Origin of the sequence: Planosporangium mesophilum (genome assembly GCF_016863255.1) — a bacterium.
Taxonomy (GTDB): Bacteria; Actinomycetota; Actinomycetes; order Mycobacteriales; family Micromonosporaceae; genus Planosporangium; species Planosporangium mesophilum.
This window is the reverse complement of record NZ_BOON01000048.1, coordinates 1-10,827: the sequence shown is the minus strand read 5'-3', so window position 1 is coordinate 10,827 and position 10,827 is coordinate 1. Positions and strand designations below refer to the sequence as shown.

Sequence of the window (10,827 nt, the reverse complement as noted above, 5' to 3'; positions counted from 1 at the left end):
ACGACCCGGCCTCCCCGGTCTACGACCCGGCCTCCCCGGTCTACGACCCGGCCTCCCCGGTCTACGACCCGGCCTCCCCGGTCTACGACCTGGCACAGGTCGAGTGGATCGGAGGGTTCGGCAGCTTCGTCCTCGATACCGCCGACGCTCCCACCTCGACCTCCAGGCGGCCAACCAGCTCAAGCTCGACCTGATGGCATGCTCAGTCACGAGATCGGCACGCCGCTGACGGCGATCCTCGGCCACGCCGAACTCGCCGAGGAGACCGTCGACTCCGGGCACCCCGGGCACCCCGGGCACCGCAGCATCGGGGCGATCCGCCGCAACGCCGAGCGGCTGGCCGCGATGCGCAACGAGATCCTCATCATGTGCGCCCTCGACACCGCGGAGTTGACCGCCGAGCGGGAGCCGGTCGCGCTGGCCGACGCGATCGCCCAGGCCCTCGCCGCCGTCGAGACCGAGATCCCCGTCGTCGGCGCCGACGGCGTCACCGCCCTGGTCAGTCCCAGCCATCTGCAGCACGTACTGATCAATTTCCTGACCAACGCCGCCAAGTACGCCGGCGGCGCCGTCGACATCCACGTCAGCGGCGACGACGCGGACATCGAGATCCGGGTACGCGACAACGGCCTCGGTGTACCCGAGGAACTTCGCGACCACCTCTTCGAGCGCTTCACCCGGGGGAGCGACAACACCGCGCGGACCCAGGGCAGCGGGCTCGGGCTGTACATCGTGCGCGGGCTCGCCGAGGCCAACTCCGGCCGTGTCTGGTACGAGCCGCGGCAGCCCCGTGGGAGCGTCTTCACCCTCCGGCTGGCGCGGGCACGACGCCGTACGGATCGCTGAGGCCTCGTCGCCCACGGTCCTCGTCGCCCACCGTCCTCGTCGCCCACGGTCCTCGTCGCCCACCGTCCTCCTCGGACGGGGGACGTCGTTGATTGCGGTGCCAGCCTGCGTTTAGGTTGGGCGTACGTGTTGACCCCGGCCGATGCGTGCCGCGCCCAGAAGGGTGGAAACATGCGTCGTCGTACCTTCGTTTCTCCGGTCACGGTCGCCCCGGTCACGGTCGCCCCGGTCATGGTCGCCCCGTTCACGGTCGCCCTGGTCATCGTCGCCGGCCTGGTCCTGGCGGGTGCCGCGCAACCCGCTTCCGCGGCTGGAGCCCCCGATGCTGGGGCTCTCTCCGCGAACTGCGCGCCCTATCCGGGCGGTACGACCATCTGCTCGGCCCAGGTGGCGAGCTTCGACGGTTCGCCGCTCGACGTCGACGTCACCCTGCCGATGCCCGGTACCGGTACCCGGCACCCGCTGATGGTGCTGCTGCACGGGTTCGGCAACAACAAGCACGAGTGGGAGTCGACCTCCGACGCCGCGGACGGGGCGGACAAGTACCACTGGAACAGCCACTGGTTCGCCGCACACGGGTACTACGTGCTCACGTACACCGCGCGCGGCTTCAAGGACAACGGCTTCAAGGACAACGGCTTCATAGACAACGGCACCACCGCGAGCCACCAGCCGGCCACGCCGGCCGGCACGGCGCCGACCTGCCTGCCTCCCGGCGGCTCCGCCTGCCTGCCGACCGGGACCATCCGGGTCAAGAACAAGGACGTGGAGATCCGCGACACCCAGTGGCTCGCCGGGCTGGCCGCCACGGCGTTCGCGGACCTCGATCGCGACCGGGTCGCGGTGAGCGGCGGCTCGTACGGCGGCGGGGAGAGCTGGCTGCAGGCGGCGGAGCAGGCCGGTCGACCGTACTGGGTCGACTTCCCGGGGCTGCCCAAGCTGCGGTTGCAGGTGGCGGTGCCGAAGTACCCGTGGACCGACCTGGCCTACTCGCTCGCCCCGAATGGGCACGGCGCCGACCTCTACTCGTCGTCGCAGGGCGCGCCCGACACCCTCGGCGTGGGCAACCCCTTCGGCGTGAGCAAGCTCAGCTATATCAACGGCCTGTACGCCCTCGGCACCACCAACGGCCTCTTCGACGAGGGAAGCCCGGGGCCGCAGAGCAACGGCCCGGAGCCGTTCACGGTCTGGCTGAACCGGGTGAGCGCCGGCGAACCGTACGACGCTGCCGGCCGGGTCGACGACCCGGTGGGCGCTCAGATCCGTACCAGCTTCAGCGGCTGGCACTCCGCCTACTACCAGCCCGGCTGGCGGATCGGCCGAGCCGCCGGCCGGGAGCCGGCCGTGTTCTCCATCTCCGGCTGGACCGACGACCTGTTCCCAGCGGTCGAGTCGTTCCGCATGTTCAACTACCTCACGTCGCTCGACCCGCAGTGGCCGGTCGCGGTCGCGGTCGGTGATCTCGGGCATGCCCGGGCGCAGAACCCGCCTGCCGTCTGGCAGGCCGTCAACGCGCAGGCCTGGGCGTTCCTCCAGGCCAACATCGGCGGTAGCCGCCCACAGCGGGGCTTCGTGTCAAGCTTCCCGACCGTATGCTCGGGCAGCGCTTCGGCAGTTGGCCAGGTCGTCGCGCCGACACCCGCCGGCCTCGCCGGGGGACAGCTGACCGTCGACTACAACGGCTCGGCCGTACTGGCGCCGACGGCGGGCCTGACCGACCCGGACGGCCCTGCCACGGACGCCGTACTCGGCGGCAACCTCTCGGGCAGCGGCCCCAACTGCCGTACCTCCGTCGGGCCGGCCACCGTCGGGCCGGCCACCGTCGCGCCGGCCACCGTTGGCGGCGGGTACACCGACGTGTCGGAGCCGTTGCCGAGCCAGCAGACGTTCGTCGGTATCGGGTACGCCCAGGTCGACTACGCGGCGCTGCTTCCGCTGCCCACGGCGGTGCTCGCCGCGCGCGTGTGGGACGTGAAACCCGACGGCACCGCCGTACTGGTCAGCCGCGGGGTGTACCGGTTGGACTTCAACGGCTACGACGCGAACAGGGGCACGGTGCGGGTACCGCTGTACGGCAACCACTGGGCCTTCCCCCAGGGAGACCGCATCCGGTTGGACCTGGTACAGGTCGATCAGCCGACCTTCCGGCCGCCGAACGCGGCGGTCACCAGCCCGCTGCGGCTGTCGTCCACCCGCCTGGTGCTACCGGTACGCGAGCCCGGACTGACCAGCGTGCCGTAATTGTGCCCGGCCACGCGGCATCGCCGGGTGCCTGCTGGGGTCCGTGCGCTATTGACGGCTCGTCGAGTCCTACTCGCGTCGGTGGTAACGGTTGCGTCGGGGTTGTTGCTGCGGGTCGATGTGGGCCGGTGGGGTGAAGTCGGGGTGTCCGTCGGTGGGGTTGATCGACACCCGCCAGTCGCTGTGGTGGATCAGGCGGTGGTGGTGGCCGCAGAGCAGGACGGCGTTGTCGCGGTTCGTGGGTCCGCCGTCGGCCCAGTGGATCACGTGGTGGCCCTCGCACCAGCGGGCCGGACGATCACAGTCGGGGAAGGCGCAGCCGTTGTCGCGTAGGACGAGGGCGCGGCGGATGGCAGCGGGAAACAGCCGCTGTTGGCGTCCGACGTCGAGGACCTGCCCGGCGCCGTCGAGCACGGCCGGCAGGATCGCCGCGTCGCAGGCCAGCCGCCGGGCCGCGGCCGCCGACAGGAGCTGGCCGTCGTCCAGAGTCGCCGCGCCGACCCGGTCGCGCAGCGTGTCGTAGCTGACGGTGACCACCACCTGCGGCCGGTCACCGCCGTTGTCCGGCAGCTTCGTGCAGGCCTGGGCGAGCCGGCACACCTCGACCAGCGCGTCGGCGCGCCGCTGCCCCGGCGTCCGCACATCATCGGCCCCGCCACCACGCGGCGCGCACAGCGGATCCAGCGCGGCGGTCACGATCGCGGCGGCCTCCCGGTCGAGCCAGCCGGTCACCCGCACCCGGCCCTCACCGGGTATCTCCGACAGCCGCAGCTCCCGCCCGACGTACGCGCGCTCCTCGGCCCGCTCCAGCGCCGCCAGCGCCTTAGCCTCGGTCTCCGCGGGGGCGACCACTTCGAGGATCCGCTCGCCCAGGCTCGTCAACTCCACGGCGCCGAACTCGGCCGCCTGCTCGACGAGATGCTTGTCGGCCTGGATCCGGTGCTCGGACGGCAACCCGGCAACCGCCTTGGCAATCGACCACGCCTGGTCCACATTCACCGCGCCGGCGGCCAGGGTCTCGGCAGTTGCCGGGCAGTCCGCATCGAGCATCTTGGCCAGCTTGACCTGCTTGGTCGCGGCGCCAGGCGAGATCCGATAGCGCCCACGCAGCCACGCCGCCGTACTCGTCGCGCCCTGCGCGGCCGGGATCCCGAGCGCGTCGGCCTGCCGGACCAACGCCAACTGCAACGCCGCCACCTGCTGCACGATGACGTGTACCTGATCCAACTGCTCGACCACCGCCGGCGGCGAACAGACAAACGGCACCGACTCCAGGTGCTCCCCAAGCACCCGGCTCAACCCGGTCAACCGTTCGTCCACGCGTCCAAAGTAGAGGTAATGTACGACAATTTTAGAACACCAGTGCTACTCCTCGCCTTTGTGTGGATCTATTCGTTCGGCCGCGGCGATGGAATGGCTGGTCAGGTTGTGCGGCAGCTGCGGTTGATCGGGACATGGGGACGCGCACGTGATCGCCGTCTAGGTTCAGGGGCTACTGACACCGACCTTGACCGTTCGAAAGGGCGACGCACGTGCGCGTCACAACCGCATTCAACCGTGTGCTGGCCCTGCCCGGCGCCTGGGTGGCGTCGGTGGCGTTCACCGACGTCGGGATCGTGGTCGGGCTACGTCGCCGCGGCATCTGGCTGACCTGCCCGTGTGGCTGGCGTACCCGCTTCCGGTACGACAGCTCCCGCCGCCGCTGGCGGCATCTGGACTTCGGGGCTTGCAAGGTGTTCCTGGAAGCCGACCTGCACCGCGTCGACTGCCAGTCCTGCCTGCGGGTGCGTACCGAGCAGGTCCCGTGGGCGCGGCCGGGTGCCCGGCACACCCGTGACTTCGAGGACGTGGCCGGCTGGCTGGCCCAGCGGATGGGCAAGACCAGCGTGGCGAAGCTGCTGCGCTGTACCTGGGAGGCCGTCGACCACATCGTTTCCCGGGGGGTCGCCGAGCACATCGACGACAGTCCCGGCTGTGGCGCATCTGGGAACTCAAAGAGCAGCTGCGTGACCTGTACCGGATCGTCGACCCGGCCGACGCCGCCGACTACCTCCGAGCGTGGTGCGCCACCGCGCTACGCAGCCGCATCCCCGCCTACGAAACCCTGGTCCGGCGCATCCGCAAACACTTCGACGCCATCGTCGCCGCCGTCCAGCTCGGCCTGTCCAACTCCCGGCTGGAAGGCATCAACGCCAAGATCCGGCTAATCCAACGCCGCAGCTTCGGCCACGCCAACCTCGACAACCTCACCGCCATGATCTACCTCTGCCTTGGCGGCATCACCATCACCCTGCCCACCGCGCGCCGGGACGGGTGACCGCGCATGGCTTAGTTCGAGGCGTTCACTGTCGGCACGCCGTCCGAGGCTTGCCGCGTTGCCCGCGCTACGGGCTGCCCGGTTCCGGGATAGCGGCAGTTGTGCCGGACCGGGACACGTCCGATGTGGCCAGTCTCCAGGTCTGCGCGAGTATCAGCCGACCGACCGCGACCCGCCCGCCCGGCGGGTCGATCACGCTCTCTCGGGCAGTCCCTTGGGTTGGGGGGCGGGTGGTGTGTAGTAGCGGAGGTGGCCGCGCAGGGCGCCCAGGAGGATGCCGATGAGCGGCACGAACCACAGCGGCATTCCGCCGTCGCCGGAGCTGCCGACGCTTTCCTCGAACTGGTACTCGTGGCGCAGGTTGGTCGGGACCACGGGGGCGCGCGGATCGCAGGCGGGACAGACGGCGGCGGGCTGGAGCGGTACCTGGTGGGGCAGCAACGCGGCCGTGGCCGTGGTGAACAGGGCGACCAGGATGGCCGCGGTGGCCATGGCGGCGCCGGTGGCCAGCAGGGCCTGCCAGGCCGGGGTGAGCAGGCCGGGCCGGTTGTCGCGGTCGGCCAGCCGGGTAGCCATGGCATGCACGGTCACGGGTATGGCCAGCGCGGCCAGCGCGAAGCAGGCCAGCAGCAGGTAGTCCGCGGGGACGGCGGGGCCGCCGTGCAGGGAATGAGAGGCTGCTTCTATTGCGCCGCCGATGCCGAAGGGCGCCAACGCGAAGAGCACGCCGGCGGTCAGTGCGCCGATGCCCAGCGCGGCCGGCAGGATCCGGCGGGTGAACTGGACTCGTCGGGAGGTCAGGACGAGCAGCCCGGCCACATAGCCGGCGAGGATCAGCAGGAACCCGACGTCCATCGCCCACACCGGCGCGATGACCGGGAAGTACGCGCCGAGCTGGTTGCCGATGCGCTGCTGGACAGCGGTGGCGGCGACCAGCGCGAGCACCACCGCGTACCCGCCCAACCGGGCCGACAGCGGCGCCCAGCCCACACGCACCGGCCCGACGTAGCGGCGCACCAGCAGCGGCAGCCCGGCGAGCAGGACCAGGATGCCCACCACATACATCCGGTTGACCGGGGTGGCGGAGTTCGTCGACGCCCCCGGCCACGCGATCCACACCAGCCCGACGGCGCCGGCGACGAAGGCCAGCGCCTGGATGATCCGGCTCATCAGTACCTCCCGCGTCACCAGCAGCAGCCCGCCGCCGAGCCAGGCCAGCCTGGCTGAACGTGCGGGCAGGTCGTCGGTCTCTGCCAGCAGGGCGTGCACCCAGTCGCGGCGGTGCTCGCCCAGCAGCCCGGCCAGGCCCCGTACCAGGCCGGCCAGCATCCGAATCACTGCGTCCATCACGCGCCGCCCTCCGTCGCCAGCCGCCGCCGCGCCGGCCGGCCGTGGGCGGGTCGTGGTTTGGCTGGGGCCTCGGCCAGCGCCGCCCGGGCGGCCACCACGCCGTCGGAGGTCAGCCGGTACAAGTGCCGGCGCGGCCGCCCGGCCGGCTGCTCGTCCTCCCAGCACGCCTCGATCAACCGCCGATCGGCAAGCCGGATCAGGATCGGGTACAACGTGCCCGACGCCAGCCCGGTCTGTTTGGCGATCAGGTACCCGTGCAGCCACGCGGTAGGGTCCGCCGCCAGCGCGGCCAGCACGGACAACGTCTGGGCGGAGAACCTCGGACGATCAGCCACGACGCCGACTCTACCTAGGTAGAGTCGGCGTGTCCATCGCCCATCCGCTGCCCCGAAGGCTCAGCCGCCGCAACGGTCGCCCGCACCCCGCCGTGACATTGACGTCCTGGCCCACCGGCAGCCAAAGAAACACTCCGCACTCAGCAGATAGATCCACACGAAGCCGAGGAGTAGCACACCAGTTCGATCGCGGATTGTCGTGTCGGAGGCACTGCTGTACCGGTGCGGCGGCGGGCGATTCGCGTCGTTCCGGTCGGTGCGGCTTCGGTCGACCGCACCCAGCCCGGGTGCTGAGGTGCGCTTCCCGGCATGTTGCCGACCGGCATGTTGTGACCGCCATGTTGTGTGACCGCCATGTTGCGACCGCCATGTTGCGACCGCCATGTTGCGACCGCCATGTAAAGAATCATTGACACCATGTCGGGTCTGCTTTACCTTTGAGATGTCAAGTTTGTTTTACATGGGAGCGGGAATGTCGTTCGACGAGAAGCGTGCGTGGATCCAGGCGGTCGTCGCCGTCTGCGGGTACGGCACCTATGTGGCGATCATCCTGGGGCGGACCGGGGACACGCCATTGGCGGAGGTCCCCTATGCCGGCGCTCTGCTGTGGACGGTCGGTGCGGCGATCGTGGCGGGGATCCTGCTCCACATGATCGCCGGTATGGTGACGCCGAACGGCACCCGTACGGACCAGCGTGACCGGGAGATCAACCGGTTCGGCGAGCACGTCGGGCAGTCCTTCGTCGTCGTCGGTGCGGTCGCCGCGTTGCTGATGGCGATGGTCGAGGTGCGGTACTTCTGGATCGCGAACGCGATCTACCTCGCGTTCGTCCTGTCCGCCGTCCTCGGATCCGTGGCGAAGATCGCCGCGTACCGCCGGGGCTTCCAGTGATGGCGAAGGCGACCCGGGTCACCAACGAGATCCGGGCGCTGCGCTTTGCCCGCGGCGAAATGACCCAGGCCGAACTGGCCGACCGCATCGGTGTGACCAGGCAGACCGTCATCGCCATCGAGCAGGGCCGGTACTCGCCCTCCCTGGAGACGGCGTTCCGCATTGCCCGGGTCCTCGGTGTCGGACTCGAGGACGTGTTCCAGTACACGGACGACGAAGGAGAGGCGCAATGAAGGCGATCGTCCAGGACCGGTACGGATCGGCGGACGTCGTGCGTTTCGAGGACGTTCCGGCGCCCAGCCCCGGCGATGGGGAGGTGCTGGTACGGGTGCACGCGGCAGGCGTCGACCAGGGTGTCTGGCATGTCATGACCGGGCTGCCGTACCTGGGTCGCGCCGCCTTCGGGCTGCGGCGGCCGAGGAGGCGTGTTCTCGGCATGGACCTCGCCGGGCGGGTCGAGGCGGTGGGTCCTGGAGTGACCCGTTTCCGGCCCGGTGACGAGGTGTTCGGAAGCTATGCCGGCGCTTACGCCGAGTACGCGTGCGGCCCGCAGGGCCGGTTCGCGCCCAAGCCCGCCCGCCTGACGTTCGAGCAGGCGGCGGCCGTGCCGATCTCGGCGGTCACGGCCCTGCAGGGGCTACGTGACGCCGGCCGGGTGCGGCCGGGGCAGGCCGTCCTGGTGATCGGCGCAGCCGGGGGTGTGGGCTCGTTCGCCGTACAGCTCGCCAAGGTCCTCGGCGCACACGTCACCGGGGTGTGCAGTGGCGGGAAGGCGGAACTGGTGCGCTCGATCGGCGCGGACGCCGTCGTCGACTACGCCCGCGAGGACATCACCGACGGTAACCCACGTTACGACGTCATCCTGGACCTCGCCGGCAACCGCCCGCTGCGGCAGCTACGCCGCGCCCTCGCGCCGCGCGGCACCCTCGTCATCGCCGGCGGTGAGGGCGGTGGACGGTGGCTCGGCGGTGTGGACCGGCAGTTGCGCGCCCACCTGCTCTCCCCGTTCACCCGCCAGCGCCTGCGTGCGCTGATGTCCCTCCAGCGCCTGGACGACCTACTGCTGGTTCGGGACCTGCTGGAGTCCGGCGCCGTCGCGCCGGTCATCGACAGGACCTACGCGCTGAGCGAGGCGCCTGAGGCGATCCGGTACCTGCGCAGCGGCCACGTCCGCGGCAAGGTGGTCATCACCGTGTGACTGGCGCCCCTACGAGCATTCCGAGCAGATGTCCTGGCCGTCGCGCCGCCTCGCGAGCTGACTGCGGTGATGCACCAGGAAGCAGCGGGAGCACCGGAACTCGTCGGACATCATCGGTACGACGGGGACGCTCAACTCTTCGTCGAACAGATCCGCACCGGGCAACTGGAAGTTGTCGGCGACTTCGACCTCGTCGACGTCGACTCCGGGTGACTGCGCCAGGTCCTTGCCGACCTTGAGGGTGCCCAGGTCGCTCTCGTCGAGGTCCGCGATCGGGCCGCGCGGCGCGTCATAGTCAATGGTTCTACTCACGGTGATTGCCTCCCCACCCACGGTGCATGGGTTACGACCATAGACCACGGCGAACGTTTTTGGGACCCGATCGGACAACGAGTTTCGACAGTGGCAGTGATCGCGTTGACGGGGACAGTTCGAACGAACCGGACGGCAGCCGGGGACAGCCGGGGGACAGCCCCAATCCAGGGGATGGTCCCGAAACGCAGGACACCCGGGCCGACCAGCGATCGAGCCCGGGTGTCCTGGGTGGTGCGGTCCTACTTGCCGGCACCGCCGATGGTGCACAGCTCGTCGATCTTGTTCGCGTCCGTCTCGACCTTGTCCATCAGGTCCGACGCGGGCGTGGTACCGGTGTTGATCGCCGTAACGATCGCGCTGTAGTCGTCCGCGAGCGCCTTCATCGCCTGGCGGACGTTGTCGTGCTCGGCCTTGGCCGCGGCGGCGTTGAGCTCGTCGACGGCCGCCTGCAGCTGCGCCTTCGTGGTATCCGGGTCGGTCGACGTCGGCGCGCTCGCCGCCTTCGTGATCGCTTCCTTACCGGACACGCATCCCGGGTCGGTCACGGTCGCGACGTTCTTACCCACCGTGGCGAAGATGGCGACGACGATCGCGATCGACGCGAGCATCGAGAGGACCGAGACGATGACACCGGCGATCGCCAGGCCCCGCCCCTTCTGCTGGCGCTTACGGGTCTGGATCAGAGCGATGATGCTGAGGACGAAGCCGACCGGCGCGATCAGGAAGGCGAGAATCAGACCGGCGATGGCAAGGCCGTTGGTGCCCTGCTCGGGCGCCGGCGCGGCGTACGGGGCGGCGCCGGGAGCACCGTACTGAGGAGCGCCGTACTGAGGAGCACCGTGCTGAGGAGCACCGTGCTGAGGAGCACCGTGCTGAGGAGCGTCGGGAGCCGGCGCGGCAGCCTGGTCAGAGGGGTTCGGCTGGGGGGTTTCGGGCGAAGTAGACATGCTCGTTCCATCCGGGATTTGATGATCAGCGAACGAGCACGTTACTGGTCGATCTTGCGTCACGGTGTCCCAGTGCCCAGATCGTGATGAACACGCCTGCCTGGCGCATTGGCCTATCGACCGGTCCGCTCCATCGGGCATACCCCATTCGACCCCATCAAATCGTCACCTTCACGGCGTGCACGGTGGTCGGACCGCCGGTAATTTGAGGGCGGGCGGGCCGTCGGCAACGATCCCGCCGCGTCGGCCACCGCCGCGCGCGAACATCGGCGTCACGCCACCCCAGCGATCACCGCAGACGCGATCCGCCGTCGCGTCTGTCGACCGTGCCGCTTCCGTCCAGCTGAAGGCGTGAGATGCAGACCCAGGGTTCCTGGCGATACCAA

General features: G+C 70.0%; 11 protein-coding genes and 2 pseudogenes. 8 read left to right on the top strand and 5 right to left on the bottom strand.

The window, feature by feature from the left end; all coding sequences use genetic code 11:
- The 3 genes and pseudogenes from Pme01_RS24030 to Pme01_RS24020 form a co-directional block, all read left to right on the top strand.
- Positions 1-194: pseudogene (locus Pme01_RS24030) on the top strand (hypothetical protein); the annotation flags it as partial.
- A gap of 4 nt (positions 195-198) precedes the next feature.
- A complete protein-coding gene (locus Pme01_RS24025; protein ID WP_168113335.1) occupies positions 199-846 on the top strand; it encodes a sensor histidine kinase in 648 nt (215 codons plus the stop codon).
- Between the two features lie 171 nt (positions 847-1,017).
- Positions 1,018-3,087: a hypothetical protein gene (locus tag Pme01_RS24020; RefSeq protein ID WP_168113336.1), complete on the top strand. Its 2,070-nt coding sequence runs from the start codon at positions 1,018-1,020 to the stop codon at positions 3,085-3,087.
- Positions 3,088-3,156: 69 nt separating this feature from the next.
- On the opposite strand, the gene Pme01_RS24015 is transcribed toward Pme01_RS24020, so the two are convergent.
- Entirely contained in the window at positions 3,157-4,407 is a 1,251-nt protein-coding gene (locus Pme01_RS24015) for an HNH endonuclease signature motif containing protein (protein ID WP_203935833.1), read from the bottom strand.
- 212 nt (positions 4,408-4,619) lie between these two features.
- Between Pme01_RS24015 and Pme01_RS31845 the strand changes: the two are divergent.
- A pseudogene (locus tag Pme01_RS31845) lies at positions 4,620-5,015 on the top strand (helix-turn-helix domain-containing protein); the annotation flags it as partial.
- Entirely contained in the window at positions 4,943-5,404 is a 462-nt protein-coding gene (locus tag Pme01_RS31840) for a transposase (protein ID WP_373315524.1), read from the top strand. The pseudogene Pme01_RS31845 and the gene Pme01_RS31840, both read left to right, overlap by 73 nt.
- A gap of 192 nt (positions 5,405-5,596) precedes the next feature.
- On the opposite strand, the gene Pme01_RS24005 is transcribed toward Pme01_RS31840, so the two are convergent.
- Positions 5,597-6,751: a hypothetical protein gene (locus Pme01_RS24005; RefSeq protein WP_168113338.1), complete on the bottom strand. Its 1,155-nt coding sequence runs from the start codon at positions 6,749-6,751 to the stop codon at positions 5,597-5,599.
- Positions 6,751-7,089: a PadR family transcriptional regulator gene (locus tag Pme01_RS24000; RefSeq protein ID WP_203935831.1), complete on the bottom strand. Its 339-nt coding sequence runs from the start codon at positions 7,087-7,089 to the stop codon at positions 6,751-6,753. The genes Pme01_RS24005 and Pme01_RS24000 overlap by 1 nt, the downstream gene beginning before the upstream one ends.
- 472 nt (positions 7,090-7,561) lie before the next feature.
- On the opposite strand from Pme01_RS24000, the gene Pme01_RS23995 reads away from it, so the two are divergent.
- The 3 genes from Pme01_RS23995 to Pme01_RS23985 are packed head-to-tail and all read left to right on the top strand — an operon-like array spanning position 7,562 to position 9,179.
- Complete coding sequence (locus Pme01_RS23995; RefSeq protein ID WP_168113339.1) at positions 7,562-7,981, top strand: hypothetical protein; 420 nt, start codon at positions 7,562-7,564, stop codon at positions 7,979-7,981.
- Positions 7,981-8,214: a helix-turn-helix transcriptional regulator gene (locus Pme01_RS23990; protein WP_168113340.1), complete on the top strand. Its 234-nt coding sequence runs from the start codon at positions 7,981-7,983 to the stop codon at positions 8,212-8,214. The genes Pme01_RS23995 and Pme01_RS23990 overlap by 1 nt, the downstream gene beginning before the upstream one ends.
- Positions 8,211-9,179 carry an NAD(P)-dependent alcohol dehydrogenase gene (locus Pme01_RS23985; protein WP_168113341.1) on the top strand — a complete coding sequence of 323 codons (969 nt, stop codon included), beginning with the start codon at positions 8,211-8,213 and terminating at the stop codon, positions 9,177-9,179. Before Pme01_RS23990 ends, Pme01_RS23985 begins: the two co-directional genes overlap by 4 nt.
- Before the next feature lie 9 nt (positions 9,180-9,188).
- On the opposite strand, the gene Pme01_RS23980 is transcribed toward Pme01_RS23985, so the two are convergent.
- Together Pme01_RS23980 and Pme01_RS23975 are read right to left on the bottom strand one after the other, a co-directional pair.
- Entirely contained in the window at positions 9,189-9,491 is a 303-nt protein-coding gene (locus Pme01_RS23980) for a DUF4193 domain-containing protein (protein ID WP_275408565.1), read from the bottom strand.
- 242 nt (positions 9,492-9,733) lie between these two features.
- Positions 9,734-10,441 (bottom strand): DUF4190 domain-containing protein, encoded by a 708-nt coding sequence (locus tag Pme01_RS23975; protein ID WP_168113342.1) that lies wholly within the window; start codon positions 10,439-10,441, stop codon positions 9,734-9,736.
- Between the last annotated feature and the right edge of the window lie 386 nt (positions 10,442-10,827).

Bases quoted from the DNA above. Each gene is read 5' to 3' on its own strand.
- Pme01_RS24025 (WP_168113335.1), top strand. From the start codon at position 199: ATGCTCAGTCACGAGATCGGCACGCCGCTGACGGCGATCCTCGGCCAC.
- Pme01_RS24020 (WP_168113336.1), top strand. From the start codon at position 1,018: ATGCGTCGTCGTACCTTCGTTTCTCCGGTCACGGTCGCCCCGGTCACG.
- Pme01_RS24005 (WP_168113338.1), bottom strand. From the start codon at position 6,751: ATGGACGCAGTGATTCGGATGCTGGCCGGCCTGGTACGGGGCCTGGCC.
- Pme01_RS23995 (WP_168113339.1), top strand. From the start codon at position 7,562: ATGTCGTTCGACGAGAAGCGTGCGTGGATCCAGGCGGTCGTCGCCGTC.
- Pme01_RS23990 (WP_168113340.1), top strand. From the start codon at position 7,981: ATGGCGAAGGCGACCCGGGTCACCAACGAGATCCGGGCGCTGCGCTTT.
- Pme01_RS23985 (WP_168113341.1), top strand. From the start codon at position 8,211: ATGAAGGCGATCGTCCAGGACCGGTACGGATCGGCGGACGTCGTGCGT.
- Pme01_RS23975 (WP_168113342.1), bottom strand. From the start codon at position 10,441: ATGTCTACTTCGCCCGAAACCCCCCAGCCGAACCCCTCTGACCAGGCT.